Here is a 16,794-nt window from a genome sequence, read left to right as displayed (position 1 = left end):
TTCTCACATTAACTGTTCAGCGGGAATGAAATTTCGGTACTGCTCTCGTCATCATCGCCGTAGAGCGGGCCGTGTTCTCGCTTGTACTGTGTATAATAGGTCCTGATTTTGACTTGGTTTGCCTGTGTTTTCGCAATGGCGTCGTGCGTGGTCTTGAAACACTCCATCATCAGGATGTATTTCGAATTGCTGTACGAACCCCACCATTCGTTGCTCCATGTCGAGGGCTGGATACTTAGGGTCGCATGAACCTCCCCCGTGAGGTTCTCCTCACGGCCCAGACCGAACTGGTGTGCGGAATTTTCCGCATCGAAAGTTATCGAAGCACGCCCTTGGCGCGGAGATTTGGCCGTCGAGATGCAATTTCTGTCAGGACATGCGACACTAATTTTTGCTGACGTCGTTTCTGTACTCACAGGAAACGTATAGGGATTCTCCAATGCAATCGCTATGTCGTAATCCGTTTTTTCGTCCTGGCTCCATTGCAGGCAAAAAGTACGCTCCCCGGTCAACAGCTGCCCGATGAGGTTGACCTTGACCGGAAAATCGACGTTTGTAATCTTCTCGTCCGCAATGAAGGCATCGAAATAATTTTGGTCGTTGAACGCGCACGAAATGTAGGTCGAGAACTCCAGACGGGATTCTTCACCGTAGTATGCGATGTCGTTTTCCTTGCAACCGGAGATGAGGATCGTGCCGATACACAGTGCCGTTATGATCGTTTTGTTCATGGTCGTTTAGTTATTGTTTCCGAATGTGTATTCATCGTCCGGCAGCGGCATCTGATAATGCGATGTCATGTCGGTGTTGGTCAGTGGACAGTTCGAGAATGTTGTAAAATTATGGCGCTTGTAGAAATAGAAGAGTTGTCCTTCGCCGTAGAACTCTTTGAGATACTCTTTCATCAATTCGTTCGTGCGTACGGTCTGACCGGTAGTGATGCCGTAGATCTGACGGGTATCCCGCTGGTCGAATCCTTGAGTCAGTGTCACATCGTACCTTCCCGTGCGCAGGGAGATCACCTCGTCCAAATAGTCGGCGGCAGTTTCCGGATCGGATTCGCACTCGGCGGCGATATAGTACATTTCCGACAGCCGGATCAGCGGCTGCGCATCGTAACCGGAATAGTTGTCGCGTGCGGAACTGTATTTGCCTTGATCGTATTTCGTCAGCACCACCATATCCTGTCCTCCCTGATCGAGCCTCGGAGCCATGACCTGACGGCGACTGTCGACGCTCCCTTCGTACCATGTCTCGACCTGGGTTTTCGTTGCGGAAAGGATGGTCGAAACATCCGGGTCGACGAAGATCGGGTCGACGATGGAATAATAATCGAAGATCGAGAGCGCGAAAATATGCTCCGAAGGCATGTTCGGGTAGGCTCCGATCATGCTTCGGTCGGCCAATGTGAACTTGCCGCTTTCGATAACCTGCAAAGCGTAGTCGAGCGCCAGTTCCTTGCTGCCGGCATCTCCCTTGTAGAGATATGTGCGGGCGAGCATTGCTTTCACGGCCCAGATGTTCATGCGCATCTGCCGCATCTCGGTGAACGGATCGGCCGTATCGTCGTAGTTGAAAATCTGGCTGTCGTGCTCTTCGAGCAGCTCTTCGGCCTCGAGCAGGTCGGCGATGCAGAGATCGAGCACCTCACGCGCCGAAAGAATCGGAGTGGCTTCATGGTTGAACTGCGTGCGGTAAGGAACGGCTTTGCTTTCGGGATGTACGGCATAGACGGGTCCGAACATGCGCAACAGGTCGAAATGGAGAAACGCTCTCAACCCCAGCGCTTCGCCCTTCATCGTTTCATAATAGTCAGGGGTCGTGATGACATCGCGCTTGACATCGATGAAGTGGAGGAAGTTGTTGATGTTGGCGATGATGTTGTACATCTCGGCGTAGATCTGGTTCACGGTGCTTTGGTAGGCGCCGTCGAAAGCATAGAGCGTCGACATGTCGTAAATCCCCAGAATCGAGGCTCTGGTGTAAAGGCCGGCCAGCAAATCGAGGTAGCCGTAGGTGAGATTCTGGGCATAAAGACCCGTTTCCCCCATTTTGATATAGAAACCCGTCAATGCGTCCTTGAAGCCGTATTCCTGGGAGAAGAGGTCGTCCTGCTCGATTGAGGTTTTGGGCTGCACATCGAGCCACTCTCCGCAGGAAGAAAGTGTGCCTGCAAGCCCCAGAAACAATATGGTGCGGTAAAATATCTTTTTCATACGGTATTTGTCAGAAGACGAGATTGAGCGAAAGAGCGAACTGGCGCGAGAAAGGATAGATCGTACCGCGCTCACGTTTAATGGTCGAAGCGTAGAAGACATCCTCCATGGTAAAGCCCCACTTCATAGACGAAATACGGAGTTTCTTGAGCCAGGGAGCATTGTTACTGTCCATACGGTAGGTCAGCGACAGCGAACCCATCTGAAGCGTGTTTTCATCCATCACGAAGCGTGATGTCTGCTGTGTATTGGCTCCGTCCGCGGAGTTCGTCAGGCGTTTGTACTGCGCACGGTCGCCGGGTTTCTGCCAACGTTCGGTCAGTACGCGGCGATCGGCATTGTAACGCAAATCGGCGTTCTCGACCTTCGACACGAGCGTTTCGTTATACATCTGGCCGCCGAAACGGTAGGTGAACGAGAGATTAGCGCCGAAACCTTTGTACTGGAAAGCCGTGTTGATCGTTCCCTGCCATTTAGGTTCCGTGTCGCCGCATACCACGGCATCGACGACATCGTATTCGGAGGTGATGGCTCCGTTGCGTTTAAGCAATATCTCATCGCCTGTCGCAGGGTCGATACCCAATGATTTTACGGCCCAGATCGCTGTCGTGGACATGCCTTCGACGTAGCGCGGCAACGGAGAGATCGACTCCGCCGAGGCATTCAGTTCGTTCTGACGGCGCAGCGCATCGGAGATTTTCGTCAGTTTGTTCGTATTATGCGAACCGTTGACCGAGACGACCCAATAGGATTGTGCAGCATCGTTGCGGTAGGGAATCACCGCAAGGTTCAGTTCGACACCCCGGTTTTCGAGCGTGCCCATGTTCTCCGGGAACGAGGAGAAGCCCAGCGACGGAGCCAGCGTGATCTGCGTCACGGAGTTTTTCGTGTTTTTGATATAGTACTCGGCGCGTGCGGTCAGCCGGCCTTTGAACAACGAAGCTTCGAGGCGCGTGTTCCACGTCGCGGTCTGCTGCCATTTCAGGTGGTCGTTGCCCAAGGCTACCAGCTCGACGCCCGTGGCGTCGGACGAGAGGTAGTAACGCATCAGGTTCGAATAGGAATATACATGCCGCGACTGGTACGGAGCGAAACCTTGCGTACCAGTAATGCCGTAAGTGACCGAAAGCACCAGATCGTCGAGCCAGGTTTTCTGACCTTTCATGAACTCCTCGTTCATGATATTCCATTTGACGCCCGCCGACCAGAAAGGCGCGAACCGGTTGTCCTTGCCGAACTGCGACGAACCGTCGACGCGGATATTGGCGTCGAACGAATAACGGTATTTGTAGGAGTAACCTACGGCCAGCACACCGCCGATACTGCGCGACGTGTTCTCCGAGCCGGACATGTTCTCGCTGTATTTCTGACCGAAAAGGATGTGGTCCATGGCATCGTTGGGGAATCCGGTGACTTTGGCCCCGTAGGCTTCATTCCGGGTCTGGTCGACCGAATAGCGGAGATTCGCCGTGATGAAATGCGTATTGCGGATCGCCTTGTTGTACATCACCGTGAAATCCACGGCATAGTTGAACGCTTCGGACTGCGTGCGCGTGAAGTCGCCTTTGAGCGACGGGTCGGTCACGTTGTTGAAAGCCGTGTGATAGCCCGGACGGAAAACCTCGGCTTTGCCCGTGTTTTTGCTGATGGAAACGTTCCCCTGAAGAATCCACGCCTCCGAGGGACGGTATTCGAGTTTGAAAAGGTTGCGCACGGTAAAGTCCGTATCGCGATCGAGACTATGAAATGTCGTATTGTAGAGCGGATTGGCCACTTCATATCGGTTTCCGGCACCACCGCTGTAGGACATGTTCCATGTTTGCATGATCTTGTTGATGTTGCCGTTTTCGTCGTAAGGCCGCAGGTAGGGATTCAGCGAAGCATAATCGCTGAATGAACCGTAGGGGCTCTCGGTACCTACGGCATTGTCGGCCGTGACGCTGTTCTTGAGCAGGAATTTTTTGAACCGGTAACTCAGATCGAGCGATACGGTCTGCGTGCTGCGCTTCGAGCCTTTCATTACGCCGGGCGTTTCGTTCAGACCCGCATAGAGCTTGTAGCGCAGTTCGTTCGAGCCGCCTTCGAGCGTCAGTGCGTGACGATGCTGCACCGAAGTACGCAACGGCTTCGAAAGCCAGTAGGTATCCACACCCCGTTTCACCTCGCGCAGACGCGACTGATAGTCGCGCTGGGCGTCGAGGTCGTTCTCGGCATAGAGCCCTGCGAGTTTTTCCACATAGATCTTCTCCGCGGAGTTCATCAGATTGTACGACGAGAGATCGGGCATTTCGACGCGCACGTTGCCGCTGTATGTGACATTGATCGTACCGGGCTTCGGGGCCAGCGTTTCGATCACGATGACGCCGTTCGAGGCTTTCGAGCCATAGATCGCCGTTGCCGAGGCGTCCTTCAGAATGGTGATAGATGCCACGCGGTCGGGATCGAGGTCGGCCATCGTCTGCACGTCGATCTCGAAGCCGTCCAAAAGCAGCAGCGGCTGGTTGGGATAGGTGTCGTACTCGCCCTGCAACGAGATCAGCCCGTCGCCCGAGGCGGCGCCTCCGGGAAGCGTCGACGTGCCGCGCATGCGCATGTCGGGCAGCGCATTGGGGTTCGAACCCATCTCGAAATTGTCCATGATACGGAAACTCGGTTCCACGGCACTGATCGCCTTGGCGATATTCGTCGTGGAGTATTTCTTGATGTCCTCGCCTTTGATCGTCGATACGGAACCCGTATATCCTTCCTTTTTCCGGGTGAAGATACCCGTCACGACGACCTCTTCGATGTTGGTGTCGCTTTCGAGAATGACCTTGATGTCAGCTTTGCCGCCGCGAAGTTTGACGGGGATTTCCTGTTTCTTCATGCCGATGAACGACACGTCGATGATGATGTTGGGACGTTCTTCGAATTCGAGCCTGAATTTTCCGTTCGCATCGGTCGAGATGCCGATCGTGGTTCCATGAAGGACGACCGAGGCGCCCGGAACGGGCAGCCCGCCCGTATCGGTGACGGTTCCCGTAACTGTTACACGCGGTTTGCTTTGCTGGGCCTTCGCCGCGAAGGGAGCAGCGCACAGGCCGACCAGCAGACACAACAGGAAAAATCCTTTGCAGATCTTCCCGTTATTCTGGCAAAAAAATGCCGTGTTCATATAAAAGTTATACCTTACTATTAAATAAATTTGAGTTAGAAAAATCCCTTGTTCAGGCACGAGACCGTACCTGAACAAGGGATTGAGAGTCATTTAGAATTGCATGATCGGATGGATGCTGCCGAAGGCCGAGTAATACCACTCATCCTCCCAGTCGCTGCTGAGCGACCATGTGTCTACGATAGAGACACTGTTGATGTAGGATTGAAGCATTGTTGTCTCTCGTCCGTCGCTCGTGAAGGTGGACGAGTACCATGTGGTGCCGAAGTCGTCGCCATGGGAGAGAAGAACCGGCGGGAAATCATCGTTCCATTGACAATTTTCACGCTCGTCGCCCTGAATGATCTCTTCAGTCTCGCCCACACCTTCAACCATCGCATATTGGGAGAGGAAGAACATGCAATAGTACTTGTCGTCAGTGTACTGCTTATAGAGGTCGCGGATCTTCTGCTGTTGGGCCGTAACGGTCGCCTCGTCCACAGCGGGGTTGGGGTTCTTCGTCCATGTTTTCTCGCCCTCTTCGAAGCCTATGCCCGTCGAACTCTCACGCCAGAAGTACCACCAGATCGAGTTGGCGAATTCGTCGTCGGTGACGAACGGATAGCCGCCGCACATGTAACTCATGAGCTCTTTCAACTCCTCGATGGCGGGGATATACCAGTTCACGCCGTCCTCTGTCGAGATGTCGTAGATATACTTCTCGGCAGTGCAGATCGTTTCCCAATCAGTGTTGCTGCGAATGGCCTGCTGGTTGGCCAGACCGTCGGTCGTGCTGGTGGGAGCGGGGTTGAATGCGGCCGACTTGTAGGTCTTTATGACCTTATCGGTTTTGTTATAGACCTTGAAGCTGAACACCTTACCGTGCATACCACCATCGCTCACCGCGTAGACGACGCCCAGAGCCTTGCCGTCCTTCATGTAGATGTCACCCACTTTGTAGGTGAGAGCCTGAACGACCGTCAGCTCTGCCGTCAGATCGCCGGCCTTGACCGTCAGCTTAAAGTCCCGCGAACCCGTCTCGTCGAAGGGCTGTGCCGATACGGTGATGGTATTCTTCACAGCATCGGTCGTTACGGTAGCCCACGAGGGAACCGTGCTCTGCTCGATCGACCACGAATCCTGGTTGGTCAGCACCGTCACTACCTGTGCCGTACCGTTCTGGTCGATTCCGAGGTTTGCGGGATCGAGTACCAGCGTCGGTTCCGTACCCAGTTGGGTGACGGTAGCCGTAGCCGTGGCGGTATTGTCGCCTGCGCCGCAAGAAACCTTCAGCGTGGCCGTACGGTTCTGGGACGGAAGTGCGCCCACGGGTTTGAGCGTCACGAACTGTGCGTCGGCGTTGTATTCGGCCGTCATCCAATCTACGGGCTGGCCGTCCTCACCGACTACCTCGCACTCGGTGGAGGCACCGAAGGTAGAGGTGACCTCCACGAGTTTCTCCTTGTCCTCAGCTGCGAAAATAATGTTCTTCTGCGCGATGGAAACCTGTGCGTTCGGAGCGGCGGCCTGAGTGATCTGCACATTCGCTCGAAGCGGTTCGCCCGAAGCGTTCTGTTGGATCGCATAGAAGCCGCCCGCGCGGGAACGCGTGTCGTAGTTGGGGGCTACGGTCACCTTGTAGGTCTTCACCTTGCCGTTGGCCGAGGTTTCGACGTTCTCGGTGTCGACCGTAATCCACTCTCTGCTCGTTTCCGGGTAAATCGCGATGCTATAATCCACATTGGCGGCTACCGAAACCGTCTGGGGCTGTGCAGGATCGAAATCGTATTGCAATCCGTCCGTAGGATTGATGATGATCGTCGGGGTGTCGGCCATCTGGACGACGCTCAGACTTACCGTTGCGGTGGAGTTGCCCTCGCCGGAAGCGTTGGCGACGATGTCGATGTTGACATGGCGCTGTTCGGATTGGTTGTCATAATAATTGTAACGGAGCACGAGCGTCGTCACGGGTCCCTCCTCGGTGATCTCCTGATTCAGATCGTAGGTCAGCCAGTCGACGCCCTCGATCGCATTCGTACGGGTCGATGCCGCCTGTTGCGCATCGGTCGCGGGCAGGGTCTGATCCGTCGATTTACGGATCGAGATCGTGTGGTTGGTCAGGAGCGGAATTTCGTAGGTGCCCTCGTCGTCGCTCACGCCGGTTTCCACGATCAGAATCGGATGGTCGCCGGTCAGTTCCGCATCGTTGAGCCGCAGGAACGTGGCGGCGTTGGCGGACTGTTTGAGCGCGATGTAGGCCGTCTGAGAACCGGCCTTCACGGCCACCGTAGCCGTGGCCTCGGTATTGTCGTAGTTGGGAGCCACGGGACTTACCGACAACGTTTTATTGTCATCGGAGCGCGTCACCTCGAAAATGCCTTCGGGGGACACTTCGAAAGTCCAGTCCGTACTCGCATCGACGGTGATCGTCTGCGGCGTCAGCGAAAAAGTGCCGAACGTCAGGCCGCCGTCGGGAGCCTTGACTGCAAGCGACGGCTCGGTATCGTCCGACGAACATGCGCCCAGTCCGGCTATCAGTGCGACGGCCGCGAGCCATCGCCAAGTTGGGGTAAAGATACTCTTCATAGCGATTGTTTTTTAGTTAATAAAAATGGGTATCAATATTTAGAGAATGATGGATACCTCGATGTTGAATCCCGTGTATTCGGGAACGTAGCGACAGATGCCGCCCGAGCAGGTTTCACCGGCACGGTGGCGGCCGTAGGAAAGCTGCGCCCGCAGGAACTTGCGGGCATAGCTTACGCCGGCATCGTAGTAATGGATGTTGTCGCCGTAGCTCTTGTAGTTGCACATGTCGCTTATGTAGACCATCCACGAGGGGGCGAATCCCAGCTCCACGAGACCCATTGCCCAGCGCTGGTCGTCTTTCGAATCGCTCCAGGCGTGCTGCAGCTCCACGCGCAGCGAAGTCTTGGGCGTCATCTGCCAAAGGACATCTCCGACGACGATCTGCGTGTTCATCTCCATCGTGCCGAATCCGTAACGGCTGGTCTCGGGGTGTCGCTGCCACGTCCCTGCGACGATCGTTTTCCAGTCCGGGCCCCACTTCTTTTCCAGTTCGAGTCCCGCTTCGGCGAAAAGGAGATCTCCGCCGAAACCCATGAACCGGTAGGTGTCGCCGTTGCGCTCCATGTTGCGGTACATCGAGGCGTTGACGGCGAAACGCAGAGGCCGCCGCGGGCTGCCGCCGACGGGAATTTCTCCGAATACGTCGATCTGGCCGCCCGTCTCGCCGCCGAAATCGTGAACCTCGTGGGGAAAGAGCGAACAGAGGGCGTATTTGTGCTGCTTGGTGAGCGCCGGAATGTAGTTCAGGTTCATGGACGGATCCGAGGAGTCGTCCTGACGCCACGACATATTCTCGATAGAGCGCCATGTCGCGGAGATGCCGAAGCCCGGCAGGTCGAGACCGGCATTGAGCAGCAGGGCGCGTCCCGTACCCGTGTCGACGATCCCCGCCTCGGGGTCAAGGCGCATCGATTCGCCCTTGCTCACCCATTCGCCGCCGAGCGAAAAGGCCCCTTTGGTGAAGTCCAGACGTCCGCTGAACGCACTGACGGCAGCCGGAGCATCCGTTTTGCGGTTGTCGCTGCGGTCGTCGCGCAGCACCCACGAACCCCCGATCTGCAACGCAGCATCGCTCGACGGCACCAGTGCCTGAAGCAACGCGAGTTCGACATCGACGCCGTAGACCCAGCTGTCGGCAAAGGTCATGAACCGGCGCGGCATGCCGGCCAATATTTTGGTCGAGAGCCAGTCCGTAGGTTGCCAATGGATATTGGCTCCTGCCAGCGAGGTGTTGATGCCCATTTCGCGCTCCTCGTAAGCGCGGAAGATGAGGCCGCTGCCGAACTGGTCGTAGAATGTTCCCAGCGTAATATCCCACCGGGAGTTCGACCATGCGGCGAAGCCGCCGCGCAGACCGTTGCCCTCGAGATTGGCATCGAAACCCAACATCGGCTTTTCATAGATGTCGTACTGAAGGCCGAAGCGGAAGCCCTTGATGGCGTAATTCAGATTGATATAAGTATTGGTGCCGTAGCTTTGTTCCACCTCGTCGATTCCCAGGACTTTGTCCTTCATGTAGACGCCCCACGACGACTCGACACTGCCGCTGAGTTTCCCCCAATCGCGTTTGGGTTTGTCGTCCTGCTGTTGTGCGACGACAGGCAGTACCGCGCACAGCAGCAGGACGGAAAGAAATGAGGATACCGGATACCGCAACATATCAATAGCTTTTTGCCTCTCCGACTCCGGCGTATTGCACGCTTTGGCAAATACCCTCGGCATTCAGTACGAAAACGATGATCTCGCATTCGTCGGGATTGACTGAACCGAGCTTCGTCAGGTCGAACGTAACATTGAACGAGGCGGCTTTCCCGGCTTCGAACGAGAGCTCCTGTCCCTCGACCGAAGGAGCATAGGCAAGCATCACGCGATATTTGTAGGAATCGCTTTCCCAAGACATCCGTTTCGTGAGAACCGCGACGGCCCGACCCGAAAAACTCTGCTTGGTGCCGATACTGGCATGTACCGTCACTTCGGAAGCCGTATATGCGCTTTCGATGGCGATACCCACGTTCTTGGGTTGCTGGCGAGCCAAAGTGCGCAGATTGTCGGGTTGGATGTATTTGCTATCATACGAATGATTCTCTTTGTTTCGGCTCACGAACGACTTGGGCGCAGCCCTCCGGCGGTCGGACTCGCCGGGCAACATGAAGTCGCAATAGACGTTGGCATAATCCAGCGTGGTCTGGGAGAGCTGGGACGATTGGTAGAGGGTGCTGACACTGTTATGGATGCAATAGCAGATCACTTGTGCAGGATCGTCTTTTTCGACATCTCGGATGATCGTCTTGACGAAAGGACAGTACTGGCACCCTGTCATGGTAATGTTTTCGAACAACAACCGGCTGGTGAAATTGATATTGCTCGTAGCGATGATTTCCGCCGTATTTTCCACGTCGTGACCACCGATCGTGGCCGAGATCGTAATCGGTACCGCCGAACCGCTCGTAGTCGAAAAGCGTCGTCCTTCGAGCGCCTTTCCGTCGGCATAGAACTCGCCTAGATCCGAAACGTCCGCACCGTCGGCGTCCGTCAGCGTGAGCACGGCGAAATCGCCTCCGTCGGGGAAGACCATCTCTTTCGATACGGAAAGCGTGATTCCTTCGGCATCGATGTCACCCGATACGGCTTTGATTTCCACCGTATTGGACGTAATATCTCCGAAGACGGCCTTGAGCGTATAGGTTCCCGGAACCTCGGTCGTGAACGACGTGCCGTTCAACAACTGCTCGCCGGCATAGAACGAGGCCTTCGACGTAATATCTTCATGGGTGACATTATCGATAAGAGTCAAGACAGCGGCATCCTGACCGTCGGCGAGAATCGAACTTCTGTCGGCAGACAACGTAATTGTCTTTCCCGTGGAAGGAGGAGTGTCGTCACCACCACCCGATGAACACGACGCTGCAAACAAGACGGCACAGCCGAACAGAAAAACAGAGTAGATGCTTTTCATACCATAAGCGTTTTAATTAATAGTATTTTTCCTTGCACAAGAATTCCGAAACGATCGGAACAGTCTTTGAATTCTTTTTATTCCAAAAAGAATTTAAATGGTGAAAAACGGATAAACAATTTATTATCAACGAATGGAAGAAATAAGAGGGATTATGCACATAAAAACTCCTATTTCATTGATTCCAAGTGCATAGTGCATGCAAATAGACTTGTGACCGCCAATCGCACGTTTCCAAGTCATAACCTTGATTATGGTGCTAATCATTTAATGCCATGATACTTGGCTGGATTAGCATGTTTTTGACCATTACTTAATCGTTACCGTAAGGTCAATCTATTCATTTGTATCGAAATGTCGTAAAAGGTTATGATGGGTATGAGAAACACATTCAAGGTATTGTTTTACATCAAGAAAACGGCTCCGTTGCGAAACGGGAATGTTCCGATCATGGGGCGGATTACAATCAACGGGCAGTGCACGCAGTTCGCTACACAACTTTCCGTGCAGCCTGAATTATGGAATGTATCATTCAGCTGCGTTATGGGGCGCAGCGCCCTTGCAACGCGCATCAACGAACAACTCACACGAATTCGGCTGCGGATCGAACTATGTTATAATCGGCTTTCGTTCGAACACGGAGCCATTACTCCGGTAATGGTCAAAGAGGCATACCGCGGGTTGAATTTCGACCAAGAAATGGTCGTGGCATTTTTCAAACGCCATAACGAGGAATTCGAACAGATGATCGGAATCAGCCGCAGCAAAAGCACCCTGTATAAATATCAGTGCGTTTGCCGACACCTCGAATCCTATATTATGCACCGATACGGATGCCGGGATTTGCCGTTCCGGAAGCTCGACGAAAAGTTTGTTCCGGGATTCCACACTTTCATTTTGCAGGAGCAGTGTCGGAAAAACAATACCGGATGGGTCTATATGATTGCGTTAAAGCATATTTTGTCATTGGCCCGAAGCCGGGGCTACATGGCCAAGGATCTCTTTGCCGGCTACCGGTTGAAAAGCGAAAGTGTGTTTCGGAATTATCTCACCATCGAAGAGTTGAATCGGCTGATACGATTCCAGCCCCGGAACAGAACCATGCAAATCGTGCGGGATGCTTTTCTGTTCAGTTGCCTGACGGGACTGTCCTATATCGACATATGCGGCCTTACGGCGGATAATGTACTGAAAGAAACGAACCGGACATGGATTCGCACCAAACGCCGAAAGACGGGGGCTATAGTCCTCATCCGACTTTTTGCATTGCCGGAAGCCATTCTGACACGTTATGCGACGGTCTCCGCACGGATACAAATATTCGAACTGCCGACGAACTGTTGGTGCAACAAGTGCCTGAATAAGATCATGTTGCTTGCGGGTATCGACAAACGGGTATCATTCCACACCGCACGCCATACTTTCGCCACGACGATCACTTTATCGCAAGGGGCTGCCATGGAGACGATCAGCCGTTTGCTGGGGCATACCAATATCCGTACGACACAAATCTATGCTACGGTCACCCGTCCCAGACTCGATTCTGAAATGGAGCATTTATCCAAACGTATCGATACGCTGTGCAGCGATAAAGCATGGCTTTCGACACAGCATTCCGGAACGAAAAAATGCCGCAATAGCTTGTAATCCTTTTGTCGAATAGATATTGAAATCGCAAGCAAAATAGCTGGATTTGCTATCAATCATTAATAATAAGCGGGGATTTTCTAACAAAAAAGTCGGACGATAAAAAAATCTCCGCTATTTTTTGGGACTTATTAGGAAATAGTTATTTTTGCGTGAAGTCTTTTTGGAATAAAAAGACGATCGAAAAATTCTCAAGCAATATTTCTATATAACAAGGCTATTGGATTTTATCGTATTTTCATGTTATAATGAAATGCTGAAAAGTTCCGTCCTGCGAATGTAGTCTATTTATTTTATTATTCTGTCTTTTTGGGAAACAATTTTGTGCCGATCTGGTTGTTTAAATAATTTATGTTATAACATGACAGATCTTTTAAAACCGGAATATTCCGGTTCTCTGATATTACAACACATGTCCCGATCAAGGTATTTTATCCGGAATCCGTTATCTTTGCGGCATCGGATTAAAGAATGCTAGAAAAGGCGTGTCCCTATCTCACATCGAAGTACTATTTCGATGTTCATGTTTTGATATTTCATTCGTTTTATGATAGATAAATCGAGACTGAAAACAATTCGGTTATGAAACACAAATGTAAGATTACAGTCCTGAAACGGGAGTGTTACGGGGATTTGCAGGAAAAGTATCTGGCAGATCCGAAATCGGGCCCCTGTCCGTTTTTCCATGAGGGACAGGAGATCATGGTGGACGGCGATAATTTCTTTCACATGCTCGACGGAAAGTTCTGTTCCGAGGCATGGGACTGCATCAGCCGCTATGTCTATACGGCCTTGCAGGGTGGTTCCATTATGCGCGGATGGACGAATGACGAGAAAATGATGATAACGTGTTGCAATGACGGCACGCGTCCTGTCATCTTCAAGTTGGAAAGAATAGACGAGGAAGAGTAAACGATATTATAGGCGAAAAGAGAAGGCAAGCAGTTTTCGGATAACCGGAAATCAAACTTGCCTTCTTCGTTTGCGTTCAATCCAAGACGAAAATGATGCGTTCGCAGATATGATGCTTCACTGTTCGAGTTTTATTACTTCTCGGTCGGTATTTGCAGGCATGGGTACAACCCGCATACGGGGGTTGACCGAATAGTCGCAGACCGGCAGGTTCGACTTGGCGAACACGCTTTCGACATCGATGTCGCGAATGGTTACCATTTGTTCCATCTGACCCTGTTTTCTACGGCGGCAGGAACCTGACGGGGAACCGATGCACCCTCTTTGGCATAACCGAGCATCACCAAGGCGGGCAGCACGTAGCCGTCGGGAACCTGAAGAAGTTCCTTTATCTGTTCCAGCTCCTTCTTGACCGGAAAATGAACTACGGACGCCAACCCCTCGGCTGTGGCTTAACAAAAATTTTCATCTTGCTTTTCAGCATAAAAACCTTCCGTTTCTCCCCCTCCCTCGCAAAAAAACGGAAGGGGCCGACGACTGCCCCTTCCTCCTGCAATGAGTCGCGTCACTGCCCCTCCCTTGACAAAGGAGGATTCTTCATGGCAAAATGCAGGTTAGGCGGATGTAAGGTGGATAACCGGGTATGACACTCATTATAAATCAATCCCGATATATAATCGCGTAACTCATGCTGACTGGCACGTCGGCAATAACGATACTCTTCCGGTACAATATGCCAGTGGCGGAAAGTGCGAAGATCCCGACTGCTCGATTCCAAAAACAATCGACCTTCTTTATAGTCATTGAAAATTCCCCACAAAGAAGAAATAGCGGGACAACGATAATTTGTACGATGGAATAGATATAACTCTCCGAATCGAAACCGGCATTCCGGCTCTAATCGAGTGTTCGAGAAAGGTTGCTTATATTTGGTGATGGGCAGTACTCTTAATTGTCGTTTCATAATCCGGCATTTATTTTGAATAATACATTTTCAAAAAAATGCGCGGATCTTAATGCGATTAGCAAGGGACACCATTCTTGTACTAATTTGCAATAACCATCTTGGCCAAGGTCCGCGCACCATGTGCACATAGCCTTGACTGCTTATCGATGATTATTGCTTTTGAAGGTCCCTCGCTAAGATAAACAGTTTAGACTGCGTATCTTTCGTTTATCGAATATAGTATATTTTATTTGATCTGACAACTTTTATCCGAAAAATTTACAAAAAATCTTCTGAAATATTCGAATGACCCGAATTCGCATGAAAAAGAGGCGCTCTAAAACTTGTTAGACTGCCCCTATTATAAACGAATAGGACAGGCTATCCGGAAACAGTCGGAGTAATGAAAGCAAGGGTAAGTTGTAAAATCAACTCTGGCGTTCAGAAATTATGCCGGGAGTAAATCACTCCAATACTAAAAGATTTTTGCCTATTTTCTGCATATTTCCTATCTTTGTATCGGAGTCTTTGACAAGTTAGAATGGAATGCAAAGGATACAGCCCTCAGAATTGACAAATCATTACCTCGACTTTTGTCATATACTGTCTATCATATAGTTAGATTTGATTAGTACTTTTGCATCCAAAAGTACAAGAAATCACTTATGGAGCGTTGCGAACGAAAGGATGTGCCATGTGACGCCGACGGCCACGGCCAGCAGCGCCAACTGCGCCCACCACCATTCGCCCAGTATCCCGAAGATGCAGTAGAGCATCGCCGCCCACATCAGGGAGATGGAAAAGACCTTGGCGCGCAGGGGTATGGCGCGGTTTTCGCGGAAGTTGCGGATGTACTCGCCGAAACAGCGGTGCGACAGGAGCCACGCGTAAAGCCGCGGCGACGAACGCACCCAGAGGGCCGCCGCCAGCAGCAGGAACGGCGTGGTGGGCAGCAGCGGCAGGAAGATGCCGACGATGCCCAGCGCAAGGGCGATGCCCCCGAGTATGGCGAGGAAGATTTTCACGATGCAAAAATAGCATAAATCCGGGGTCGGGAATGCCGTGTAACGCCAAATTTATATATATTTGTACGATAGAACACAAATAAACCGATATACGATGAAAAAAATAGGTATCGCCAGCGACCATGCCGGCTACGAAATGAAAGAATTTCTGGTGGGTTACCTCGACGCCATGGGCTACGAAGTGCTCGATTTCGGTACGCACTCGCCCGAAAGCGTCGACTACGCCGACTTCGCACACCCGCTGGCCGAGGCTATCGAGAAGGGTGAACTGGAACGCGGCATCGCGCTCTGCGGCTCGGGCGAAGGCATGGCCATGACGCTCAACAAACATCAGGGCATCCGCGCAGGTCTCTGCTGGGAGCCCGAGATCGCCTCGCTGATCCGCCGCCACAACAACGCCAACATTATCGTCTTCCCGGCGCGTTTCATCACCAACGACGAGGCCGTCAAGATGCTCGACGCCTACTTCGCCGCCGAGTTCGAGGGCGGACGCCACGAGGCCCGTCTGGCCAAGATGCCCGTCGCAGGCTGCAAATAAGCGGGATTCACAATTCGAAAACAAAGGGCGAGAGGGCTTTCAGCCGCTCGCCTTTTTCGTGCCCCGCGAAAAGCCCGAAGACCGCCGAGCCGCTGCCCGACATCGAGGCGTAAACGGCCCCGGCTTCCAGCAGACGCTCCTTGGCCGCACGGATGGCCGGACGGGCCGCGAGGATATGCCGTTCGAAATCGTTGGTCACCAATCCCTGCCACTCCGCGACGGGCCGTGCAAGACGCTCCGCCAACGGCACCTCCGGCAGCCGGGGCCGCACCCCGGCATAAGCCTCGCGGGTCGAGACGCCCTCGCCGGGCTTGACGACGACGAGCGTCATTCCGCTCAGGTCCAGCGGGTAAGGCTCCATCACCTCACCTCTTCCTTTACATAACTGCGGGGTGTTGCGCACGAAAAAGGCCGTGTCGCTGCCCAGCTCGGCGGCGCACGCGATCAGCTCCGCTTCGGACAGCCCGAGCGCAAACAGCTCATCGACAGCCAGCAGCACCGCCGTGCCGTCCGACGAACCGCCTCCCAGCCCGGCGCCGAACGGCACGCGCTTGTCGAGACGAATAGCGACCCCGTCCACGCCGTAACGCCGCTGCATCAGGCGGAATGCCTTCACACAGATGTTGTCTTCGGAGGCGCAGTCCACGGCCAGCCCTTCGGCGCGGAACGTCACCCCGGGCGCATCGGTGCACACCACCTCCACTTCGTCGTAAAGCCCCACGACGGGAAACATCACGGTTTCGAGGTCGTGATAGCCGTCCGCGCGGCGGCGCAGGATGTCGAGGCCCAGATTTATTTTGCAGTTTGCTCGCAGGATCATGCAACAAAGGTA

General features: G+C 53.0%; 12 protein-coding genes. 3 read left to right on the top strand and 9 right to left on the bottom strand.

Annotated elements, in window-relative coordinates:
• Nucleotides 1-8: 8 nt before the first annotated feature.
• The 6 genes from BN5935_RS08965 to BN5935_RS08940 form a co-directional block, all read right to left on the bottom strand.
• Entirely contained in the window at nt 9-731 is a 723-nt protein-coding gene (locus tag BN5935_RS08965; RefSeq protein ID WP_064975808.1) for a hypothetical protein, read from the bottom strand.
• Between the two features lie 6 nt (nt 732-737).
• On the bottom strand, nt 738-2,216 hold the full coding sequence (locus tag BN5935_RS08960) for a RagB/SusD family nutrient uptake outer membrane protein (protein WP_064975807.1): 1,479 nt from the start codon (nt 2,214-2,216) through the stop codon (nt 738-740).
• Nucleotides 2,217-2,226: 10 nt separating this feature from the next.
• On the bottom strand, nt 2,227-5,370 hold the full coding sequence (locus BN5935_RS08955; RefSeq protein WP_064975806.1) for a SusC/RagA family TonB-linked outer membrane protein: 3,144 nt from the start codon (nt 5,368-5,370) through the stop codon (nt 2,227-2,229).
• Between the two features lie 93 nt (nt 5,371-5,463).
• Nucleotides 5,464-7,935: a BACON domain-containing protein gene (locus BN5935_RS08950; protein ID WP_064975805.1), complete on the bottom strand. Its 2,472-nt coding sequence runs from the start codon at nt 7,933-7,935 to the stop codon at nt 5,464-5,466.
• A 39-nt stretch (nt 7,936-7,974) separates the two neighbouring features.
• Nucleotides 7,975-9,597: a DUF6029 family protein gene (locus tag BN5935_RS08945; protein WP_064975804.1), complete on the bottom strand. Its 1,623-nt coding sequence runs from the start codon at nt 9,595-9,597 to the stop codon at nt 7,975-7,977.
• A 1-nt stretch (nt 9,598) separates the two neighbouring features.
• Complete coding sequence (locus tag BN5935_RS08940; RefSeq protein WP_082944077.1) at nt 9,599-10,894, bottom strand: Omp28-related outer membrane protein; 1,296 nt, start codon at nt 10,892-10,894, stop codon at nt 9,599-9,601.
• Between the two features lie 378 nt (nt 10,895-11,272).
• On the opposite strand from BN5935_RS08940, the gene BN5935_RS08935 reads away from it, so the two are divergent.
• On the top strand, nt 11,273-12,541 hold the full coding sequence (locus BN5935_RS08935) for a site-specific integrase (protein WP_064976900.1): 1,269 nt from the start codon (nt 11,273-11,275) through the stop codon (nt 12,539-12,541).
• Nucleotides 12,542-13,123: 582 nt separating this feature from the next.
• Nucleotides 13,124-13,453 (top strand): TIGR04076 family protein, encoded by a 330-nt coding sequence (locus tag BN5935_RS08930; RefSeq protein ID WP_064975802.1) that lies wholly within the window; start codon nt 13,124-13,126, stop codon nt 13,451-13,453.
• A gap of 117 nt (nt 13,454-13,570) precedes the next feature.
• Here the strand turns inward: BN5935_RS08930 and BN5935_RS15140 are convergent, their stop codons facing one another.
• Together BN5935_RS15140 and BN5935_RS08920 are read right to left on the bottom strand one after the other, a co-directional pair.
• A complete protein-coding gene (locus BN5935_RS15140) occupies nt 13,571-13,723 on the bottom strand; it encodes a hypothetical protein (protein ID WP_204244902.1) in 153 nt (50 codons plus the stop codon).
• Nucleotides 13,724-15,058: 1,335 nt separating this feature from the next.
• Nucleotides 15,059-15,424, bottom strand: coding sequence for a YbaN family protein (locus tag BN5935_RS08920; protein ID WP_064975800.1), 366 nt, complete (start codon nt 15,422-15,424; stop codon nt 15,059-15,061).
• Nucleotides 15,425-15,518: 94 nt separating this feature from the next.
• Between BN5935_RS08920 and rpiB the strand changes: the two genes are divergently transcribed.
• Complete coding sequence (rpiB, locus tag BN5935_RS08915; protein WP_064975799.1) at nt 15,519-15,962, top strand: ribose 5-phosphate isomerase B; 444 nt, start codon at nt 15,519-15,521, stop codon at nt 15,960-15,962.
• Between the two features lie 7 nt (nt 15,963-15,969).
• Here the strand turns inward: rpiB and ispE are convergent, their stop codons facing one another.
• Nucleotides 15,970-16,782, bottom strand: coding sequence for a 4-(cytidine 5'-diphospho)-2-C-methyl-D-erythritol kinase (gene ispE, locus BN5935_RS08910; RefSeq protein WP_064975798.1), 813 nt, complete (start codon nt 16,780-16,782; stop codon nt 15,970-15,972).
• Nucleotides 16,783-16,794 lie beyond the last annotated feature (12 nt).

The sequence above is a fragment of the Alistipes provencensis genome (genome assembly GCF_900083545.1).
Lineage (GTDB): Bacteria > Bacteroidota > Bacteroidia > Bacteroidales > Rikenellaceae > Alistipes > Alistipes provencensis.
The sequence above is the reverse complement of the archived record's forward strand: the minus strand, read 5'-3'. Positions and strand labels throughout refer to the sequence as shown.